The organism is Aliiglaciecola litoralis, from assembly GCF_039523355.1.
Taxonomy (GTDB): domain Bacteria; phylum Pseudomonadota; class Gammaproteobacteria; order Enterobacterales; family Alteromonadaceae; genus Aliiglaciecola; species Aliiglaciecola litoralis.
Genome location: NZ_BAAAFD010000006.1, coordinates 24,064 through 44,888 on the forward strand (window position 1 = coordinate 24,064; position 20,825 = coordinate 44,888).

The following is a 20,825-nucleotide window of genomic DNA, read 5'->3' on the forward strand; positions in this document are numbered from 1 at the left end:
TTACAATCCATCAAACACATTCGGCTCGTCACTCCTTCATTTGTCCTCGCAGCAAATTAGCACTATTGGTGACACTGGCAATTGTGCCCAATACGCCAGCCATTGAGGCTGCAATAATATAGATGGACTCACCCGATGTGAGTGCAATGCCACCGATGATTAATAGGATCATGATCCCTAGTGGCAACTTGTAGTTTTTCCAGATTCCTGCCTCGCCGTTTACTACTAGTGCATTCAGCGTTGCCGCTGTTTCAGCATGTAACACGAAATGGGCGAAACTGAGATTAACGATATCTAAACTGCCGTTTCTCACGGTTATCAGTCCGTTGAGCGCAAGGTGCTCTATCATTTGCGTATTTGCAGGGTTCAGTTTTTGCTTCTTAGCTAAATTCAGCAGGGCTAATTTTTCCGCGCTCGAACACGACTCCCATTTGAAACGATATAAGGCTTCAGCATTGAGCAGGATGTAATTAATGGTCGTCCAGCGACTTTCAATATGTAGCTCTTCATCTCGCTTCCAGATCTGCGACCAGGAGTCTTCTTCAGTTACCGGTTCGAACTGCTGATTTAAATAATTTAGCTCAGGGAAAGCGCTGACCTCATCGTGCAATAATTGCCAGTCAATTCCTTGTTTAAAGTTTTCAGGGACATTAACCACAAAATCCATTAGGCATTCCGCCCATGATAAGTATTCAGAGTTATCCAGTATTTTGCTCTGATCGAGGGCCAGTGGATCTTTCATTTTAACTCGCTGTAAACTATGAAACCCGGTGAAAAGGGTAAAGCTATTCAATTGTTTAGATAAGGTAAGCGATTTAAATTCCATGATCAGATCAAGCAGTAATTGTCTGTATTCGCTTTTCTCTAGACAGGTTTCAATATCCCATAACTCGAGATTGAGATTTTTATTAGCGTCATCCACAGATAGATTTATCTTTAAATTGGGCAAGAAATAGTTCTCTTGGCTAAATTTCTGCAGGCACGGACTCATTTTAAATAGTTTATCGAATCCAGCTAGCAGACTTGTTGCAGGCTCGTTTTGTTGATAACTCATGGTGCGCAATAAAAGTGCTAAACCAATACCATTCAGCTTGATGGTGTCACATTCGATTATTAGATTGGTATTACGTTCCTCAAAATGCAGGGTATGCACCGATCCAGTTATACGTTCAATATGCTGCAAGAATCGTTCAGGACAATACAGGCGATTCCATAACACCCGAGCGTTAAATCTAAACCAACCCCAAATTGCGGCGCTTAACAGCAGGGCAAATAGAAAGGTGACTCCCACGAATTTGCCGCTAACTGAGATATCTGGGCCTTCGAAATTGGCAAATTCATCGGATGGTTGATAACTGGCGGTGAGCTCTTCATCTAATAAATAAATGTTTATCCACTGCCATAAATAAGTCGCACCAAATACCGAGCTTAACTTCGGATAGTCATCCGGGTTAACCTGACTCGAATGCGCCGCACATTTTTTTGTCCCTTGGGTTAATCGACTCCGCCACTTCTCATTTAACGGCAGCAGGTTAAAGGCTGAAATACGTTGAGATGTGATCGAGTTGGGGTAGCGGCTTAAACCTATCGTATTTAATTCCTTGCGTTCATAGTTCAACCAGTTACATGCTAGCTGTTGATAATGAAAATCGAGGCTTTTTTGCGGTGCATCTGCGGTTCTTTGCAAGTAGATGAAATGCATAGCAACGGCAATAAGAACCACTAATATGAGACGTTTTGAACCTCGCTTAGCGACATTATGGGTTTGCGCATTAACTTCTGCGAGCGGATAGCAAAAATATCGATAGCAGCCTCGATAGACAACCACAGTGGCAATCAGCAAGCCGGCAAAAGGTAACCACAGTGACCAATCAAACCACGCTTTTTGCACAATGAGCCCTTCGATGTTAAAACCAAAGATATACAAACTATAACTTGCGCTAAATAACACTGAGCTGACTAGCATGACCAATCTGACATTGAGTTTGGCTGGTATATTAAGTTTCTTTTTCAGCGCGCTGGTCCAGACGAAATGTCGAGCGGCGTAGATGCCGATGATCATGATTAACATGATCAGGCAAAATGTGGTGGTAATATAAAGAAATTGATTGGTCATGAACGTTTGTAAACTGTCATTGGGATAAAATACCACTATTGCCCAGCTGTCAACGACACTGTTTGAAACGGCAAACTTGCCTTCTTGACCGTGATAGGTGCCATCGATTGAGCCGCTTCCAAGCTCGGTGTAATGATCCAAGCCTGCTTTTAACCATTTGCTTAGCGGAGAGTGGATATCCCCTGAGTAGTATAGGTTTTCGACTAATGAACGTTCTGAGTCATTGTGGAACAAAACCTTGCCAGAACTTCGATCCACTACCATATAGACGAAGTCATAAGGCGGAGATTGACCCAGAGTCATGGATGGCAGCAACACATCAGCACCAATAATGTAGTCCTTGGATGGTTTGGCTAACTCGTTCTTATCTTGTGTAAATAGATTGCTAGGAGCGGTAATGGGCATAGAAATTGTGGTCCCACGAGTACCATTATTGACATTGAGTAAGCGTTGGATATAAACATTATGGAATGTTTTCTGCTGATTCGTATTCGTGCCAAGCGTCAGATCCCAGCCTTTTTGATCTCTCACCATTTTATAATAATTTCGATGGGACAGATTAAAGGTTTCCGGCAACGAGTTACTTTCTTGAAAATTAACCGACGGCAAAACTGAGTTCCCATCGAGGTTTAACGCAAATACCGACAAGATTTTGTTTTTTGGCTGTTGCACAAAACCAGCGGGTAATGAGGTTGCCAAAGACTCGCCTTTGGTCAAAGAGACTTTTTGCAACAACCCGTGAAAGTCTAACGTGTCTGCTTCGGATTGGTTACTGCGGTAACTATGCAGCATGACGCCAATGGCATAGTCATTTAGCTCAAAATTAATAAACTCAGGATCATCTGGGGCCAGCGGATAGTTTAAAGATAGAGGAAACTCAGAGTTCTGGGTAATTGCAGTGCCTAACGCGGTTTCATTTAGTTGCCCTTTTGGGTCTTGTTTGGCATTTTGAGTAAGTAATGCTCGGCGCATTGCATCATTAAAATTACGCACATCTTCTTGACTGTATCCACTGTAGGGCACTTTTTCAGGCATTGAGGTTAATGCTTCTAGGATCAGGGAATAAAAATCACGGTATTGACTAAGCTGGGTAAACACATCTTCTATATCCGCAGCCAAACTTTGATTGAGATAATTTGCATAGCGCAGCGCGGTCTTGTCTTTATCAATTTGTAATAACGATTTTTGAAAGTAGGCGAGGGTTAATGCAATTATCACGATATAAAAAAGATAACTTGCCGCAGTAGTGAATACGCGAAAAGAGCGAGTGATCGATTGATTTTTCGGCAATAAGAACAATCGTAACATACACCACATGAATACGAGGCTAACCAAGGTGACCGCTAATAATGAAACATTCCAATGACCATTGTCTCTGCTCTCTAATTTGTGCTGCGGCAACAAGCCCACTAAAAAGATGCGATCTAAGGTCTGCTTAACGTCTGGGACTCCGGCGGTTTTATTCTCGACTTTTTTAATTTGATCCAAGGGCGTAGACAGCGCAAACGGGAAAACGTAAACCCGAAATTCACCATAAGATATTTTCATGTCTACGTGATTGCTATAGCTGGGTAAGGGCGAGGGGCCGTCTTTATTTGAGGGGGCTTTTGCCTCACTGAAATTCAATTGAAACTGTTTATTTTTACGTTGAATTTGTTGGTTGATACTACTGAGATCAACAATTGAAATGGTTTTTTCATTACCAACCCGAGACAAAACCTCGCTTTGTTCATTGGCGAATAAGTACTGACTAAACCCTTTCTTGGGTTGCGGTAGAATGTCTTCTAAATCAAGTTCTGCTTTAAAATCGGGAGATTCAGGGGAACTAATGTGAAGTTTCTGTCCGACGATAAGATAATTAAATGTTTTAGCCTCTAGGCGTTTTCGTTCTGCGATGGGTTCGATAGAGTAGCTAGGTAACAGTGAACGAATTGAACTCACACTTTCTTTGAACTTGTGCATACTTTGCAGTTTCTGTAGATTTTCATTGAAGGTGTTTGACGCTTCATACAGCACACGGTAATAGTCATGATTAGTGGACCTATCTTTACGGTTCATCAAACCGTAATAAGTTAATCCCGCTAAGATCAATAACAGTAAAATTCCGTATACCCAAAGCTTGCGATTAGGCGCGGCATAATATTTTTTACTATTGTCAGTCATCATCACTTGTCATGTTTTTTAGTTGCATGTTTTTGAGGTGAATATTGACTACTGTTTTCCCTCACTTTTTGACACTATAATCCGTCACATGTACATCAGAAGCTCGCTCATGGCGGCGTTGGTAATTTTTTAACTCTAGTAATTAAGGTTGCTATTGCGGGATAAAGCAAGAATTTCGCTGTAGTTTTTGTCATAATCCTGCCTGTTCATCGGTGAATTAGGTTAATAACGCTTCTGATGACAGTGAAAGGTCGCAACCCACGGTTTCGTAACTACTACATATTATCGGGCAAAGGCTCGTTAAAACAGGAACACAGAATGACAGAACTTACCTCGGACGAATTTGTATCGTTAAGTAAATTACAGCCTGAAGAGCGCTTCGATTATGCATTGGAAAAAATCGTTGAGAATGGCGAGTTGTGGGGGCTTTTTGGGGAAAATGGCTGGTTACTGTTACAAGCTGAAGAAGATGCCTGTTTGCCAATCTGGCCTAGTGAGTCATTTGCCAAAGCCTGGGAGAAAGACGATTTTCCAGATTGCAAACCGAAAAAAATCAGTCTTGATGCTTGGTTGAATCAATGGCTTCCTGGCATGGAGCAAAATAAAACATTGATATTGGTGTTTCCGTTAAATGAAGATGAAGAAGGGATCATGTTAGATGCACAAGAAATACGTGAATGCTTCAATGAGCAAATAACGCCATCTGAATAATATACGGTTTTTATCATCGTTGTGCTTTGGCCGCAGCAAAAGAGGTGTTGCGGTCAAACAGGTACAAGCTCAGTGCGCTGATAAATAATATCAGTCCGCCTAATATCAAACTCCACCTAGCCCCATACAAGCTGACTAGGCCGCCGACAAAAGCAATCAGCACATTACCTAAGTAAAAGGTGAGGGTGAGTAACCCCATCAACTTCCCCTGACCATAGCTTTCATAGCGATCACTGAAATATACAGGCATTAAACCATTAAAAAAAGCAATCAGCACGCCCATGACAATGAAGTAGCTCAGCAACAATGATGAGGTAATAAAGGGCGTGGTTAGCAGTACTAAGCAGGCCAACAGCAATGCAGTGAGTATGCTCTTCACTTTTCCAAATCGATGCCGAGATTTTTCGATCAACAAGGTACTGGCCAGCACCATGCAAAATGTCAACAATGCTGTGTAGTGGCCAATTTGGACACTGTCAAAACTAAAGTCTTCAACTAACCAAACAGGATAAAACTCGTAGAAAGCGTTTAGACCTAAATTTACCATCAGAGCTATCACAAAAACGCTCCTTAAACTGACATGGTGTAACAATCTTAATGAATTTTGCTTCCACATGAGTTCGAAGAGCGGCCTTTGCTCTAAGCGGTTTGAATTGGTTTCAGTAATCAGTATCAAGGTTAAAGTGGCGGCGAACAGCAGTGCGATAGAGGCACTAAAAAAAGCGGTATGAGCACCGAGCAACATTAAATAGCCACCGGCGAGTGGGCCTACTAACCAGCCCACGTAACCGGCTGCATAAGTCCATGAAAAGGCTCTTGTTTTATCAATAACCGGATGTAGATCAGCGGCAATCGCTCTTGCGATCGAAACGTTTCCACTGAAAATCCCCGTCACAAAACGGGCTAGCACAAACAAAGTATAGTCTTGCCACAGCAGCGAAAAACCACATAAAACGTAACCCAATGCACTGAGGCTAATAGAGCCAGCCAAGGTCTTTTTGCGTCCGAAAGTATCAGATAGTGCGCCTAAAAAGATAGAGCCAATTAATGCGCCTAACGGAAATGCAGCCAGTACAATAGCAAGTAATAATTTGGGATGAATGTGCAAGAAATTGTTAAATTCATTTAACGGAGCGTCGATAAACAGAGGCGCTAATATCGGAAACGGTAACGCTATTCCTGCCATGCTCAAGATACTGATAAACATCATCGAGATCAGAATGATATAGGCTTTTGTTTTAGGCATCTTTAGTTATCTTTACACTGAGTTTTTGTGATAAAAAAATCGATTTGAGTTACAATCAACGCACGTTTTCGTGATTAACAAAATATTGAATTGCTTAATGAAAGACAGGTCGCTGCGCGCACATTTCCCATTTTTTTCTCATCCACAAAATCAGCAGTTGCTCTATTTTGATAATGCCGCAACAACCCAAAAACCTGACATCGTTATCAGTACCATCACCGATTATTATTCAATTCATAATGTCAATGTACATCGCGCTTCATACCAGTTGGCCGCTAATACCACGAGTAAATTTGAGCAATCCAGAGTGTTTGTACAGGAATTTATTCATGCCCGCTATGCTAGTGAGATAATATTTACCAAAGGTGCGACGGAAAGCATAAACTTGATTGCTATCGCGTTAGCTGAAACAAATTTGCCTGAAGGTGGGCGCATTCTAGTCTCGGCAACCGAGCATCACGCGAATTTAGTCCCATGGCAACAATTAGCTAAAAAGAAGGGGTTGCATATTGACGTTATCCCCATCGATAGCAACGGTTGCTGGCAAGTGGAACAAGGCCTTTCGTTAATTTCAGACAAAACCTGTATCGTAGCGCTAGGCATGGTCTCTAACGCACTAGGTAGCGTTAATAAGGTCGGCGTTTTTATTGAAAAAGCCAAGCAATTCAACAGCATCACAGTGTTAGATGCGGCGCAAGCCGTGTCCCATCTTGAGCTCAATGTACAATCTTTAGATTGTGATTTTCTCGTATTCAGTGGACACAAAGCTTATGGTCCGACGGGGATCGGGGTACTGTATGGCAAGCAGGCTCGACTCAATGCCTTGCCGGTGTTTTTAACGGGCGGAGAGATGATCGAAAAAGTCGATTATCAAACATCGAGCTTTCAACCTCCACCGTTTAAGTTTGAAGCGGGAACACCTCATGTTGAAGGGGTGTTAGGCTTGCACCAAGCGCTGCAATTTATCCAAACGCACAGAGTCGAGATCAAAAAAAACGAGTCTGCCCTAGTGGATTATCTAAGGCAAACATTAGAGCAGGTTGACGGTGTTCGATTATTTGGTGATGCAGATAATAGCATTGCGACTTGCTCGTTTATTGTAGAAGGATGCGATAGCCAAGATCTAGGCACTTTGCTCAATGAACAAGGTATTGCGGTGCGAGTAGGGCATCATTGCGCCATGCCGTTGATGAACACACTCAATGTACCTGGAACCTTGCGCATCTCACTCGCTTGTTATAATACCGTTCAAGAAATAGACAAATTTGCGCTGGCGTTGCATCAGGCTATTGCAAAGTTAAATAATGTCAATCTAATGACATCCGATAGTGGTACCCAATCAGATGACGTTTTAACCCGTGATTTACCTTTAGCTGAGTCAATTAAACGAGTGAAAGGTTGGGACAGTGTCTATCGACAGGTAATGCTTGCTGGGAAAGGTAACCAGGGCATGCCAGCTGAATATAAAACCGCAAATAACGAGGTGTTAGGGTGTGAGTCGCAGGTGTGGCTTATTTGTCATCAGGATGATAAAAGTCGGATTCGATTCGAAGCGGATGCCAGTGGGAAAATAGTCCGCGGCCTACTGGCTATCTTATTAGAACCTGTGCAAACTAAGTCGGCAGAATTTATTCTCCAGTTTGATTTTTTTGCACACTTACAGGAGCTGGGACTGGATAAGCACATTAGTGCTTCACGAGGAAACGGACTGGCGGCGGTGGTTCGCAAAATAAAAAAACTTTTGAGCGATCAAAAGTAGTCATTTCTGGTTTATTTAGATCTACGTTACTAATCAAGGATATGCATGTCACAAGAAAATGATGTTAAATTGCTGGCACGAAATCTTAATGAAGAAGATTTCGATGATATTAAAGTTATCATGGATCGAGTGTATACCAACTTAGGTGGCTCGATAACCAAAAAACGCTATATGGCGATGCTGAAAATCTTCAGAGATGGCCAGATATGTATCGCAGATGATGGCAAAGTGGTAGCAGCTGCTTTTTCGGTCATCGTTGATTACGATAAGTTTGGTGATGAGCATACCTATGATGAAATTACCGGTAATGCCTACCTGACGACCCATGATCCAAACGGCGATGTGCTCTATGGTATTGAAGTCTTTGTTGATCCAGATTATCGCAACTTGCGACTTGGGCGACGATTATACGAAGCGCGCAAAGAGCTTTGTCAAAGCCTTAATCTGCGCGCCATCATCCTCGGTGGACGCATACCTAACTATAAGAATCACAGTCACGAATTGTCGCCGCAAAAGTACATTGAAGCGGTTAAACGTCGTGATTTATATGACCCGATTTTAACTTTCCAATTGTCCAACGATTTTGAAGTTAAGCGAGTGTTGCGGGCTTACATGCCAGAGGACAAAGAGTCTGAAGGTTTTGCGACCTTACTTGAGTGGTTTAATATTTATTATGAACCACAAAAGCGCAAACTCTTCGGGGCCAAGAAAGAAGTGGTTAGAATCGGTTGCGTACAATGGCAGATGCGCGAAATGAGCAGTGTTGGCGAGTTGCTGCAGCAATTTGAATATTTTGTTGATGCACTGTCTGATTATCGTTGTGATGTGGCCCTGTTCCCAGAATTTTTCAACGCTCCCTTAATGGGGTTAGGCGATCAGAGCTCTTCGATTGAAGCGATTAAACATTTGGCCACCTACACTGATGAAATTGTCAATGAAGTGTCGAAAATGGCAGTCAGTTACAATATCAATATTATCGCCGGATCTATGCCCTTGATCGAAGATGAACTCTTATACAACGTGGCGTTTATTTGTAAACGCGACGGTACTATTGAGAGCCAATATAAGCTACATCCTACGCCATCTGAAAAGAAAGACTGGGCGATGGAGGGCGGCGACAGGTTGACCTTGTTTGATACTGATTTTGGTCGCATTGGCGTATTAATTTGTTACGACGTGGAATTTCCCGAGCTAGCCCGTTTATTAAGCGAAGAAGAAATGCAGATCCTGTTTGTGCCTTTCTGGACGGATACCAAAAACGGTTATCTACGAGTGCAGCGTTGCGCGCAAGCTAGAGCAATAGAAAACGAATGTTACGTCGCTATTGCCGGTAGTATCGGCAACTTGCCTAAGGTAGATAACGTTGACATTCAATACGGTCAAACGGCGGTGTTTTCGCCCTCAGATTTTGCCTTTCCCCATGATGCAATAATGGCCGAAACTACGCCTAATACGGAAATGACGCTGATAGTGGACGTTGACTTGGATAAACTTCAGGTACTACAAAATACAGGTTCAGTGCGAAACTTCTTGGATCGTCGTCGTGACCTCTATCGCATTGAGTGGATTGGCGAAAAGAGCATAGTCAATAAAGGAGAGCAGGGCGGCTAAGCCTCAATAGCTCAGGTTTTGCGCGCGTTTTTCGCTTCAATCCATTGCGACATGTATTGGGTGCTTTTATGAAAATGATGTTGCAGCATCATGCCGGTGAAATTGGCTAAACGGTGCTGCGACAAATTCTCAGAAATGTCACTTATGCTGTGCGCTAGTCTCATTAAAATAGCATCTGCATTAAATCGTGTATCCAACAGTGGTTGGGCGCGAAGACTCGCTTGTTGCCAACTGTTTTGGTCTACATACAATTTTACTGCTTGGTCTGCAAAAGCACTCGGATCATCTTCAATCGCGCCAGGCCAATCCATCTCACCCACCATGCCTTGCGAGCCAATTGTACTGGTGACACTGGGGGTTTTGCAGAGCATCGCATCCGCCAACTTACCTTTTAACCCAGCGCCAAATCGCAGCGGCGCTAGGCATACTCGAGCTTGACTTAACATAGATAGTGCATCATCAACCCAGCCATCCACAAAAAAACCCTGTTTAGGAGCATGTAACTGAGTGGCTTTGGGGGGCGGATAAGCACCGTAAACATGTAGCTCGGCTTCAGGTAATTGCGTCCTTATCAACGGCCAAATGGTATTTTTTAAATACAGCACAGCATCCCAATTTGGTGCATGTCTAAAATTACCAATGGAGACAAAATGTGCACGTTGCTCAAATGTCAGCGAAGGGGATTCGGCAGGCTGTTCTACAATAAATGGGCAATAAACAAGTAACGCGCTAGGTATATTAAATTGCGCTTGCAGTATCTCCATTTCATAGTCAGAAATGATTAAACTTAAATCACAGCGGTAGATGGCAGCAATTTCACGAAGCGCCATGTCATTTTTCAGCAGTGAATCATTCATAGGTATTTGCTTTTTAAACGCTTGATGTCGAGCGTCACGCAAAAAATGCAAATCTTCGGTATCAAGAATTCGAATAGCGTTGGGACAAGCTTTGGCCACTCGCCAACCAAATTGCTCTTCCATCATGAAGCGATCAAATAACACAATATCGGGAGATAGCTCAACAACAAAGTCGTCAAATGAACTGCAGTTGAGGGCAATTTCCACTTCTTGATAATGTAATGCAGCTAAATCCGCTTTGTGATCGGAGCGTAATGCCGGTGACGCATAAGTAATGACGTAACCGGAGGCACTAAAAAAAGCCAGTAAACTCATCATGTGTTTGCCTGCGGCCGATGAATTGGGTTCAGGCCAGACATAACCGATCACTAACAATTTTTTTTCCGCAGAAGAAGTATCAATAGACATGCACAAAGCTAATGGTAGCAACGAAGTAGGCCGATCATAGCGCTATGCAGTTTACAACGAAAGCCTTATGCTAGCTTAATTCAAATTAACCACAGCAACAGAGACTGATAAAATGCAACACCATGTTATTTTTGGTGCCGGTTTAATAGGTTGTTACCTCGGTGCTGCACTGCGTAATCAAGGCTGCGAGGTTGATCTGATTTGTCGAGAGCGAGTGCAGCTTAAGTTGCGTTCGGGCATCGAGATTACGGACTATCTGCATCATAAGGCCCAAATCAGCGGTTTTACCTGCAACGCCCACAAGAAGCAACCTCAGCCTGCAGATGTATTGTGGTTGACAGTAAAGTGTACAGATGTAGTCGAGGCAATCCCGCAGATTAAAGCCTTCTGTGATGCCCACACAGTGATCATCTGTTGTCAAAATGGACTGGGGTCAGATAAACCGCTTAAACAGGCTTTACCCGATAATCTAGTGCTCAGGGCAATGGTGCCATTTAATGTGGTTGAAGTAGCAGATGGACATTTTCACCGAGGGTCTCAAGGGGCTTTAACGCTCGAAACTGAATTAACCGCTGCGGAGTGGCTTGATAAACTGGTTGCAAAAATAGACTCAGACTTGCTGCCAGTAGAAACGAGTAATGATATGTCTGCTTTATTGTGGGCGAAACTACAACTTAATCTAGGTAATAGTGTGAATGCATTGGCTGACATTCCGGTAAAAGCCATGTTGCAGCAACGAGGGTATCGTATGGTCATTGCCGCATTGATGGACGAATTACTTTTGGTCACCGATAAAAAGCACATTCAACTCCCTAAGGTCACTGCGTTACCCAGTCATTGGATACCTAAAGTACTACGATTACCAAATTGGTTATTCAAGCTGGTGGCAAATAAGATGCTGGCAATTGATCCCCTTGTTAGAACCTCTATGTGGTGGGATCTATCACGGCGGAAAAAGACCGAAATACACTATCTTAACGGTGTGATTGTTGATCATGCCAAAGCGCTTGGTATTCCATGTAATGCCAATCAAAAAGTCATTGAAATGATAGAAAATCGTGAAAATAATCAAATGCCTGCAAATAAATCAGCGATTTCTGCCTCACAATTGTACAAAGAAGTTATCCACCACTAATATGTAAATGAACTAATAGTATTAAATTCGATATTGTTATTTGTACTATTATCTTGGTAAGTTATTAACTTGAGATATCATTAGTACATTAGGAGATGAATGGTGCACGCGCTGGATTACGCTTCTGAGGCAAAAGATATATTCGTATTACCTGATGCGGTGATTCAGATTAAAAGACTCATTGATGATCATGCAACCGACATGGAAGACATTGCCGGTGTCATTAACTACGATCCGGCTCTTACGGTGCAAATTCTTAAAATAGCGAATAGTGCGCTATATAAGTTCCCCAGCAAAATCGAATCTGTCAGTAAAGCGATCCAAGTCATTGGCACCAATTCTGTGTACGACTTGGTGATAGCGTGTAGCATATGTAAAACCTTTAACGGCGTTGACAACAGTGTCATTGATCTAGATCGTTTTTGGGAAAACTCGGTGTTTTGTGGATTACTTTGCAAATACTTTGCCGAGCGACTGATTGGAAAGGGCTCGGAAAGACTATTTGTATCAGGGTTACTACATAATGTTGGCGAGCTAGTGATGGTCAGGTTTAATCCTGAGATAGCTAGAAAGTGTGCACAAATCAGTGAAACCGACACACCACTGCAATTACAGCTTAAGCATTTAGGCTCTACTTATGCTGATATTGGCGCCACTTTGGTAAGAATGTGGGGTATTCCAACGACCATCGTAGATCCAATAGGTAATCAACATCACAGTCAAACCGAAGCCAAGACTATCGACGATAAAATTATCCAATTAAGTTACATTATGGCGTTAGATAGCTGTTACCCAGAACTTTATTCTGGGCATGCAAACTTAGAAGTTGAGCTGTATGAAGATCTAGGACTAGATAATGAATCGCTCGAAACCGCACTTAATTTCGTGGGCATGCAAAGTTTGAGTGTGTTGGCCATGTTTAGTCCGTCGTCATCAGTGGTATTGTAATTTTTATTCTGAAATAGACCTAGTCAAAAATCCCCACCGTTTGTCTGCTCAATGCAACTAACTTACCTTGTTGATCCCAAATATTGGCCTCTGTGTGCGCATATCCTTCACCAGCTTGGCGCGTTCTTGCAGCATAGGCGAACCAATCGCTCGGTTGCCATTGCTGATGTGGATGCAAAAATTCCACGTTCCATGACATAGTGCTTGCTGGTGCTGGCCACTTTAGCAATTGTAGTACGGTAGGTGGCCACGCATCTATTAACGCGATCAAATGGGCATCCTGCATTTGAGCGGGCGGTTGTTTAAATCGCATCCAACCATCAATCTTATCAATTTTGCTGCCAGTAAATGGCAGGGCTCCCTCTACTATCGATAAGTCGAAATGGCGTAAGAATTTTGGGGTTATTTTCGGTATTTGCGGAATAAATTTGGCTTTTTTGGGGATCGTCATTTGATGATTATCGTCGTTTTCGACCACAATTTTTGACTCTCGCCCAACGCCAAAACAGCTTTGACACAAGAGCGCGACCTGCTGGTTTTGTATTGCTTTAGCAATAACTTGGGTGACATTTTTGCCTTGGCGAAGTATGTCGATTTCAATCGTAAAGGGGCTATCAACCTGCAGTGGTCCGACAAAGTTACAGTTAAACGAACGCATCACTCTGTCATTTGATACTTGTTGTTTTATCGCCGCATAGACCATTGCCGCTGACACGCCGCCAAACGCAGTGCGGCCTTGTGCCCACTCTTTTGTTATCAAAAGATGAGGCACTTCGAGCGGGTTTTCACTGTGGTTTCGAGCTTGTGAGAGCAGTTGATCGACGGTCATGTTATTTTTCCAAAAGCCTTTTGTTTGTTATAACGCAGCACTGGTCCGATGTCTAGCGGTGGTAACGAATTGCGTTTAGCTTTTTGAAATCAGCCGCCACAGGAACGCTTTATTAAGCTGTTTTTAACGTTAAACTATTTATTTGTATGATAATTATTATTTTATTTACAAATGTTTCACAACTTTGCTTGTTATTCACGTAAGCCGGAAAGTAGTATGAAAGGTAGTTGCCAACTTGCTAGGAAAATCGATGTCAAAGCAAACGACCGCTGCACAATCCTCGAAACGCCCTTCTGAAGACCTTGAGCATGCACCAATTCAAAGCTCACCAGTGAGTCAGAAGTATCGCATTTATGTATTAGTTATTCTCACGTTGGTGTATGCATTCAATTTTATTGATCGACAAATTATTGGCATTTTATCTCCCTTGATCCAACAAGATTTAGGCCTTGATGATGCCCAAATGGGGTGGCTCAAAGGGATATATTTCGCGCTTCTGTATACTGTTTTGGGGATCCCAATAGCTTGGTTGGCTGACCGATACAACAGGGTCAACATCATTGCGATTTCACTGACTATATGGAGCGGGTTTACCGCTTTATCGGGACTGGCTAGTAACTATATGCAATTGGCCTTAGCGCGAGCTGGTGTGGGAATTGGTGAAGCGGGAGGCAGTCCGCCGTCACATTCGATCATTTCCGATCTATTTCCCAAAGACAAACGTGCCAGTGCACTATCGATTTATTCACTTGGTATTCCTTTTGGCATTATGCTCGCCTTTTTTGCAACTGCTTTTTTAATTAAAGGAGGCAGCGCTGATTGGCGAGTTGTAATGCTCAGTGTTGGACTTCCCGGTGTCGCACTAGCCATTATTTTGAAGTTGACTGTAAAAGAGCCGGTCAGGGGCGGAGACAATGCTGGCGCGGATCTAACCCAAGTGCCTTTTTCGCAAGCGTTAAAAACCTTATTGAGCATTCCGTCTTGGTGGGGAATGTGTTTGGGAATATCCTTTGGCTCTTTTGCAAATTATGCTATCGGAACTTGGATTATTGACTTTTACGTGCGAGCGCACAGTGGTCTGGATTTTGTCAATCTGTTGGTTGTAATGGGCATTATTAATGGAACGGCTTATGCGCTTGGCGTTTGGGTTGGTGGTGTGCTTGTTGATAAATGGAGTCAGCGTAGCAAAAAAGCCTACGGTTTAGTGCCGGGATTGATGTTAGTAATAGCCACACCTGCATTTATGTTTTCATTGTATGTAGAGAGTTTAAATGCCTCATTGGCATTAATGACCATAGTACTGTTCGCCAGTGGTTCCTATTTAGGTCCTTCTTTTGCGCTGGCACAAACATTGGCACCGGTGAAAGTCAGAGCCATGTCTACAGCTTTGCTTTTTTTCGTGCTGAATATCATTGGGTTGGGCGGCGGTCCCACTTTTGTTGGATTGCTTAGCGACGCATTTAGCGACACCCATGGTTCGGTGGAGGGGTTGCGATTGGCAATGACGTGGTTAGCAGCACCTTTTATTTTATCCATCCTTGCTTATTTTTGGACCTCTCGTAAAGTCGACCAAGACTGGCAAAATGCAGAGCAAAGAAATGGATAAAAAAAAACCGCTCCGGGGAGGAGCGGCTATAACCATCTAAGGACGGGAAAGTACCACTAAGTATCAAAGGAAATCGTTACTAACTTTGGTCAATTACGACCAAATCGTTCAATCTATCGAGCTAGCCTCCACAGGTTGTTTGTGATTGGCAGTGAGCTTTTCAGCCTTCTGCGCGCGCATTTGTTCAAGAAGTTGTTGGCCGTCACAGCTTGATGCATTGAAGTGCGATGTAAGCATTGCAGAGTAAGTGTCGTTAGACTCAAACACCGCGCTTTGGGTTGCCGCTTCAGAGGCCTTGTCGCAAACACTTTTTAAAGAAGCTGTGATAGATGCATTAGCACTTTGGGCAACGCTTAATGCGATTGCTGAAGTGATAAGTACGCGTTTCATCGTAATTTTCATCTTAACCTCTTTAATTAGTTGTTTCGTTCGACTTGGGTTAAGAATGCACAATGCCAATCGATTAATAAATCTCTGGGGTGATACTCAGGTATGTAAAGGTATACGTATTTGGGCTGTGATGACGTGATCCGCTAATTTGAACGATTTTTGAGTTGGGTAAGGCTGATTAAGCCGATGAATAAGCGTATTATAGTAATGTTAACCAACTGAGAGTCAACGATGACAAATCGCCGCAACCTAACTGTACATTTCGCGCACGCTAATGGATTTCCTGCTGCCAGTTATTCGTTACTGTTAGATGCCATTGAGCCTATGGCAAGAGTGCTCGCATTGGACAAGTTTGCCCATAACCCCGTTTTTCCGCTGAGCCGCGGTTGGGGCAATCAAGTCGATGAATTGATCCACTTTCTTACTGAAAATAACGGTGTGCCAAGCTATCTTGTGGGTCATTCTTTTGGTGCTGTGGTTTCGTATATGGCTGCTTGTTTGCATCCAGATAAAGTCAAAGGCTTGATCATGCTAGATCCACCTTTATTTACTGGCGTCACCAGTGCTGTGGTAAAAGTTTTACGGCCCACACCTTTGTTTGATCGGCTCACCCCAGCCAGACAAACATTAAATCGCTGTACCCAATGGCCTAAAGGCACCGATTTGACTGCGTACTTTTCTGGTAAACAATTATTTAAAAATATGCACCCTACCTGCATCGAAGACTATACAAAGGCAGCAGTAAAAGAAACTGACGAGGGATTTGAGCTTGATTTTGATCACACTATCGAAGCCAACATTTTTCGAACTATTCCGCTGAACATTTCACGGTTTTATGGGAAATTACGTGTTCCAGCTGTTCTTATTACAGGGGAAAAAACGACCGTTTGTCGGCCACATTTGATTGCTCCCTTTATTAAACATAATCAGCTGCAGCATAAAACTGTCAAAGACGGTGGCCATATGTTCCCCTTGGAACAGCCACTATTTGTCGCAGAGATGATCAAGCAACAATTGGCCGCATGGGAATGCTAAGCCAATCATTTTCTTGGAAGTTTAATAACCTACTGGTAGCCCCAACATTTCTCGAGTAACCAGTACTACGCCTTTTTCCGTTACTCTAAAGCCTCTGGCTTCGTCATCTTGCTTACTGTGACCAATAACCATACCTTCAGGGATGATGCAGCCACGGTCGATAATCGCGCGACGAATACGACAATTACGTTTAATTTCCACATCAGGCAATACAACTGATTCTTCAACTTCACTGTAGCTGTGCACTCTGACGTTTGAGAAACACACTGTCTTGCGGACTGTCGCGCCAGAGATAATACAGCCGCCAGATACCACTGAGTTTATTGCTGAACCACGACGATTGTCTTCTTCCCAAACGAACTTAGCGGGCGGAAGTTGCTCTTGATAAGTCCAGATTGGCCAGCGTTTATCGTACAGGTTTAATGCTGGCACTGGTTGCACCAACTCCATGTTTGCCATCCAGAACGAATCCAGTGTCCCAACATCACGCCAGTACACTTCTCGTTGATCAGACTCATCAAACGCATAAGCATAAACAGGATGATCTTTAATGATGGCTGGAATAATGTCTTTGCCAAAATCACGCTCTGAACTCGACGTTTCGGAGTCTCGCTTAAGTTGCTCAAACAAAAACTCAGTGTCAAACACATAGTTGCCCATGGAGGCCAGACATTTTGTCGCGTCATTAGGCAATGGGTTGGGCTTTTCCGGTTTTTCGGCAAAGCCTTCAATTCGCATATTTTCATCAACCGACATAACACCGAATTGACCAGCGGCTTCCTCTAATGGCACGGGCATACAGCAGACCGTCATTTTCGCGCCTGATTCCGCATGTCGAGCAATTAAATTACCATAGTCCATACGATATATATGATCGCCCGAGAGGATCATCACATATTTGGGTAACTCGTCGCGAATAATATCAATATTTTGAAAAACCGCATCTGCGGTACCTAAGTACCAATCGTCTGACGCACGTTGTGACGCAGGTAGAATTTCAACTGACTCGCCAAGTTCTTTCTTGAAATGTCCCCAACCTCTAACAAGGTGACGAATTAATGAATGTGATTTGTATTGAGTGACTACGCCGACTCGACGGATTCCTGAATTTATACAGTTAGATAAGGGGAAGTCGATGATCCTAAACTTACCGCCAAAATACAACGCTGGCTTGGCTCGCCAATTCGTCAATTCATACAGTCTTGAACCTCTACCACCGGCGAGAATTAAGGCATAGGTATCTTTGGTTAGATTACTTATATAACGGGGGCTTGGGTTTTCCATTAGGCATATCCTCAGACGTTTCTTATAGTTTAGTGGCTAAGGAGAGAGACTACATATTTACAGTCTCCTTGCTAAATTTAGTTTGGCATGTCGATAGGGGAAAAACAATTTGGATATTCATTTATTGCCATGTTTATTGCTCCTTTATTGGATTGATTGGCGAAAAAAGATAAATCCGCTAATATCTAGCCAACTAAACCGCATCCAATCAAAAAGGAATATAAGATGCACCATATGGCAATATTGGTAACTGATAAGTTACCTATGTTTGAATTGGGGTGTGCATTAGAAGTATTCAGTTTACCCAAACAAGAGATCAGTCCTTGGTATAAATGTGACGTAATTAGCTTTGATTCAAGCACTTTGACAACGTCGACGGGCTTGCAGCTGAGCGCAATAGAAACCGATGAACTGCTTCATTACGACCGGTTACTTATCCCTGGGTGGGACACGCAATCAAAAAAAATAAAGCTTTCTCTTGCTGAGCAAATTGTCGCTTTTCATGGGTTAAACAAACCAATCATTACGTTTTGCTCAGGGGCATTTTTACCTGCACAATTAGGTTTATTAAATAACCTTAAAGCGACAACACACTGGCGCTATGCAGAAGAGTTTAAACAGCGTTTTCCTTTAGTAGAGTACGTAGATAATGTTTTGTATACGCAAAACCAAAATATTTCTTGCTCAGCCGGTAGTACTGCCGCGCTCGATTTATCGATTGAAATTGTCCGCCAAGATTTTGGCCATGAAGTTGCTAACGTTATTGCTCGTCGGTTGGTGCTTTCGCCCCATCGGACGGGAGGGCAAGCCCAATTCGTTGAAACACCAATAGTTCACAAACATCATCGTTTTGCAAAAACTTTAGACTGGGCAATTAAGAAATTGCATACGGTACTCAAAGTAGATGATCTTGCCAAGCATGCAAATATGTCTCGTCGATCGTTTGACCGTCACTTTAAAGCCTCGGTTGGCATGCCACCTAAGGAGTGGTTAAATCAGCAACGTATTCGCTTAGCCAAAGACTTATTGGAGCATGATCGGATCAGTATGGATGAGTTGGCGTCAAAAGTGGGCTTTGATAATACGGTCACATTACGGTTTAATTTTCATAAATTCGTGGGCATTTCACCCAGTGAGTATCAACAACAATTTTTTCAAGGGTAGTGGAGTCATCGGTGACCGAACAAAAACAACAACAAGCTAAGCAAAAGGTTATTTTTGATCATGACGGTGGGGTAGACGATTTATTGTCTTTAATGTTACTTCTCACCATGGAGCACATTGAACTGCTAGCCGTCACCATCACGCCAGCGGATTGTTATTTAAGTGATGCAACATTGTCCACGTTAAAGATCCTCAACAAAATGGACCGAACTGATGTGCTGGTAGCAAAAGGGAGTATCCACGGCGTCAATCCGTTTCCAGCTGATTGGCGAGCGCAACCCAAAATATGTAATGCCTTACCAGATATGATCTTGCAACCGGTTAATTTAAACCAGATAAGCGAACTGCCAGCCGACCAAGTAATAGCCTCGCTACTTGAACAGCATCAACAAGTTGATATCTTAATGACGGGCCCGTGCAGCAATTTAACCGCGTGTTTAGCCAAGCATCCTGAGCTGAAATCACATATCCAGCAAGTTATCTGGATGGGAGGAGCGGTTGATGTGCCAGGTAACGTGGCCATGCACAATCATGACAAAAGCGCAGAATGGAATGCCTTTTGGGACCCTATGGCCACTCAAGCCTTGATTGAATCTGGACTGGTGGTAAAAATGATCAGTCTAGATGCTACCAATTGTTTACCGGTAGACATGACATTTTTAGCACAATTGGCGCAGCAACGTGCTTACCCACTATCCCATTTAGCGGGGCAGTTTTGGGCGACAACGATCAATTCTATCCCGAGTTATGAATACACCTATTTTATGTGGGACGTCCTAGCAACCTCTGTATTGGGCGTTGCCGCTGATGCTATTGAGTTCAGCGCTATTGAACTAGCTGTGTCGATTACCGAGCCTAATGCGGGTCAGACCTATCGCGCAAAGGGCAGTGGTAATGAAATTTTGGTCGCCACCGGCGCTAATAAACAACTGGTATTAGATTATGTTTTACGGCAGTTTAAAGGTTAAGCTTGTGTTGTTTAAACAAATTTCAAGTACATCAAATGGTTAAAGAAAGGAAATATACGCAATGACATTACTCAAACGTTGCCTCATCGGGTTGTTATTTATCGTCGTTACACTGATGATTATTGGTCTATTTTTACCCTCTAAATACAGTGTTGAGCGATCGATTGTGATTAATGCCCCAGCAAATGAAATTTACCCTCAGCTCGTGGATTTAAGAAAGTGGCGACAATGGGGAGTGTGGTTTGAACGTGACCTGCAAATGAGTATTACCTATACCGGTCCAGATAATGAGGTTGGTATGAAATCGAGTTGGAAAAGTGACACCGAAGGGGATGGGGAAATGACCATCACAGCCTTAGTGCCAAATAAACAGGTGACTTACCATCTTTATTTTCCCGCCTTTGAAATGGGTTCAACTGGCGAACTTGTTTTGCAAGAGCAAGCAAGCTCTACTACAGTGACATGGCGTGATTCGGGTGACGTGGGAAATAACCCAGTCAATCGATACTTTGCTTTGGTGATGGACTCCATGATAGGCCCTGACTTTCAACAAGGGCTGAAAAATTTAAAAAATTTAGTCGAAAAAACTAATTAA

At 43.0% G+C, this 20,825-nt stretch carries 16 protein-coding genes; 10 read left to right on the forward strand and 6 right to left on the reverse strand.

What is annotated here, in order from left to right; translation table 11 throughout:
• Positions 1 to 28: 28 nt before the first annotated feature.
• Entirely contained in the window at positions 29 to 4,282 is a 4,254-nt protein-coding gene (locus ABD036_RS11280; protein WP_343859947.1) for a hypothetical protein, read from the reverse strand.
• A 315-nt stretch (positions 4,283 to 4,597) separates the two neighbouring features.
• On the opposite strand from ABD036_RS11280, the gene ABD036_RS11285 reads away from it, so the two are divergent.
• Positions 4,598 to 4,990 carry a DUF2750 domain-containing protein gene (locus ABD036_RS11285; protein WP_343859949.1) on the forward strand — a complete coding sequence of 131 codons (393 nt, stop codon included), beginning with the start codon at positions 4,598 to 4,600 and terminating at the stop codon, positions 4,988 to 4,990.
• Positions 4,991 to 5,003: 13 nt separating this feature from the next.
• Here the strand turns inward: ABD036_RS11285 and ABD036_RS11290 are convergent, their stop codons facing one another.
• The gene (locus ABD036_RS11290; protein WP_343859951.1) at positions 5,004 to 6,236 is read right to left on the reverse strand and encodes an MFS transporter; all 1,233 of its coding nucleotides are present in this window, start codon (positions 6,234 to 6,236) and stop codon (positions 5,004 to 5,006) included.
• A gap of 97 nt (positions 6,237 to 6,333) precedes the next feature.
• Here ABD036_RS11290 and ABD036_RS11295 point away from each other — a divergent pair, with 97 nt between their 5' ends.
• Both ABD036_RS11295 and ABD036_RS11300 read left to right on the forward strand, forming a co-directional pair.
• Entirely contained in the window at positions 6,334 to 7,995 is a 1,662-nt protein-coding gene (locus ABD036_RS11295; RefSeq protein ID WP_343859953.1) for a SufS family cysteine desulfurase, read from the forward strand.
• Positions 7,996 to 8,040: 45 nt separating this feature from the next.
• Positions 8,041 to 9,606, forward strand: coding sequence for a GNAT family N-acetyltransferase (locus ABD036_RS11300; protein ID WP_343859955.1), 1,566 nt, complete (start codon positions 8,041 to 8,043; stop codon positions 9,604 to 9,606).
• A gap of 11 nt (positions 9,607 to 9,617) precedes the next feature.
• Here the strand turns inward: ABD036_RS11300 and ABD036_RS11305 are convergent, their stop codons facing one another.
• A complete protein-coding gene (locus ABD036_RS11305) occupies positions 9,618 to 10,871 on the reverse strand; it encodes a glycosyltransferase (RefSeq protein WP_343859957.1) in 1,254 nt (417 codons plus the stop codon).
• 112 nt (positions 10,872 to 10,983) lie between these two features.
• Between ABD036_RS11305 and ABD036_RS11310 the strand changes: the two genes are divergently transcribed.
• Entirely contained in the window at positions 10,984 to 12,006 is a 1,023-nt protein-coding gene (locus ABD036_RS11310; RefSeq protein ID WP_343859959.1) for a 2-dehydropantoate 2-reductase, read from the forward strand.
• 99 nt (positions 12,007 to 12,105) lie between these two features.
• Positions 12,106 to 12,954, forward strand: a complete 849-nt coding sequence (locus ABD036_RS11315; RefSeq protein ID WP_343859961.1) for an HDOD domain-containing protein — start codon at positions 12,106 to 12,108, stop codon at positions 12,952 to 12,954.
• 19 nt (positions 12,955 to 12,973) lie between these two features.
• Here the strand turns inward: ABD036_RS11315 and ABD036_RS11320 are convergent, their stop codons facing one another.
• A complete protein-coding gene (locus tag ABD036_RS11320; protein ID WP_343859963.1) occupies positions 12,974 to 13,783 on the reverse strand; it encodes an acyl-CoA thioesterase in 810 nt (269 codons plus the stop codon).
• Positions 13,784 to 14,033: 250 nt separating this feature from the next.
• On the opposite strand from ABD036_RS11320, the gene ABD036_RS11325 reads away from it, so the two are divergent.
• Positions 14,034 to 15,389, forward strand: a complete 1,356-nt coding sequence (locus tag ABD036_RS11325) for a spinster family MFS transporter (RefSeq protein ID WP_343859966.1) — start codon at positions 14,034 to 14,036, stop codon at positions 15,387 to 15,389.
• 108 nt (positions 15,390 to 15,497) lie between these two features.
• On the opposite strand, the gene ABD036_RS11330 is transcribed toward ABD036_RS11325, so the two are convergent.
• On the reverse strand, positions 15,498 to 15,791 hold the full coding sequence (locus tag ABD036_RS11330) for a hypothetical protein (protein WP_343859968.1): 294 nt from the start codon (positions 15,789 to 15,791) through the stop codon (positions 15,498 to 15,500).
• A 219-nt stretch (positions 15,792 to 16,010) separates the two neighbouring features.
• On the opposite strand from ABD036_RS11330, the gene ABD036_RS11335 reads away from it, so the two are divergent.
• On the forward strand, positions 16,011 to 16,814 hold the full coding sequence (locus ABD036_RS11335; protein ID WP_343859970.1) for an alpha/beta fold hydrolase: 804 nt from the start codon (positions 16,011 to 16,013) through the stop codon (positions 16,812 to 16,814).
• Between the two features lie 21 nt (positions 16,815 to 16,835).
• Here ABD036_RS11335 and glgC read toward each other — a convergent pair whose 3' ends face one another.
• Positions 16,836 to 18,098, reverse strand: a complete 1,263-nt coding sequence (gene glgC / locus ABD036_RS11340; RefSeq protein WP_343859972.1) for a glucose-1-phosphate adenylyltransferase — start codon at positions 18,096 to 18,098, stop codon at positions 16,836 to 16,838.
• A 225-nt stretch (positions 18,099 to 18,323) separates the two neighbouring features.
• Between glgC and ABD036_RS11345 the strand changes: the two genes are divergently transcribed.
• The 3 genes from ABD036_RS11345 to ABD036_RS11355 all read left to right on the forward strand — a co-directional run bounded on the left by ABD036_RS11345 (position 18,324) and on the right by ABD036_RS11355 (position 20,825).
• Entirely contained in the window at positions 18,324 to 19,262 is a 939-nt protein-coding gene (locus ABD036_RS11345; RefSeq protein ID WP_343859974.1) for a GlxA family transcriptional regulator, read from the forward strand.
• Positions 19,263 to 19,273: 11 nt separating this feature from the next.
• Positions 19,274 to 20,230: a nucleoside hydrolase gene (locus tag ABD036_RS11350; protein WP_343859976.1), complete on the forward strand. Its 957-nt coding sequence runs from the start codon at positions 19,274 to 19,276 to the stop codon at positions 20,228 to 20,230.
• A gap of 61 nt (positions 20,231 to 20,291) precedes the next feature.
• Positions 20,292 to 20,825, forward strand: coding sequence for an SRPBCC family protein (locus ABD036_RS11355; RefSeq protein ID WP_343859978.1), 534 nt, complete (start codon positions 20,292 to 20,294; stop codon positions 20,823 to 20,825).

Excerpts from the sequence above, each read along its gene's own strand:
- ABD036_RS11280 (WP_343859947.1), bottom strand. The coding sequence starts at position 4,282 with ATGATGACTGACAATAGTAAAAAATATTATGCCGCGCCTAATCGCAAG.
- ABD036_RS11285 (WP_343859949.1), top strand. The coding sequence starts at position 4,598 with ATGACAGAACTTACCTCGGACGAATTTGTATCGTTAAGTAAATTACAG.
- ABD036_RS11290 (WP_343859951.1), bottom strand. The coding sequence starts at position 6,236 with ATGCCTAAAACAAAAGCCTATATCATTCTGATCTCGATGATGTTTATC.
- ABD036_RS11295 (WP_343859953.1), top strand. The coding sequence starts at position 6,334 with ATGAAAGACAGGTCGCTGCGCGCACATTTCCCATTTTTTTCTCATCCA.
- ABD036_RS11300 (WP_343859955.1), top strand. The coding sequence starts at position 8,041 with ATGTCACAAGAAAATGATGTTAAATTGCTGGCACGAAATCTTAATGAA.
- ABD036_RS11305 (WP_343859957.1), bottom strand. The coding sequence starts at position 10,871 with ATGTCTATTGATACTTCTTCTGCGGAAAAAAAATTGTTAGTGATCGGT.
- ABD036_RS11310 (WP_343859959.1), top strand. The coding sequence starts at position 10,984 with ATGCAACACCATGTTATTTTTGGTGCCGGTTTAATAGGTTGTTACCTC.
- ABD036_RS11315 (WP_343859961.1), top strand. The coding sequence starts at position 12,106 with ATGGTGCACGCGCTGGATTACGCTTCTGAGGCAAAAGATATATTCGTA.
- ABD036_RS11320 (WP_343859963.1), bottom strand. The coding sequence starts at position 13,783 with ATGACCGTCGATCAACTGCTCTCACAAGCTCGAAACCACAGTGAAAAC.
- ABD036_RS11325 (WP_343859966.1), top strand. The coding sequence starts at position 14,034 with ATGTCAAAGCAAACGACCGCTGCACAATCCTCGAAACGCCCTTCTGAA.
- ABD036_RS11330 (WP_343859968.1), bottom strand. The coding sequence starts at position 15,791 with ATGAAAATTACGATGAAACGCGTACTTATCACTTCAGCAATCGCATTA.
- ABD036_RS11335 (WP_343859970.1), top strand. The coding sequence starts at position 16,011 with ATGACAAATCGCCGCAACCTAACTGTACATTTCGCGCACGCTAATGGA.
- glgC (WP_343859972.1), bottom strand. The coding sequence starts at position 18,098 with ATGGAAAACCCAAGCCCCCGTTATATAAGTAATCTAACCAAAGATACC.
- ABD036_RS11345 (WP_343859974.1), top strand. The coding sequence starts at position 18,324 with ATGCACCATATGGCAATATTGGTAACTGATAAGTTACCTATGTTTGAA.
- ABD036_RS11355 (WP_343859978.1), top strand. The coding sequence starts at position 20,292 with ATGACATTACTCAAACGTTGCCTCATCGGGTTGTTATTTATCGTCGTT.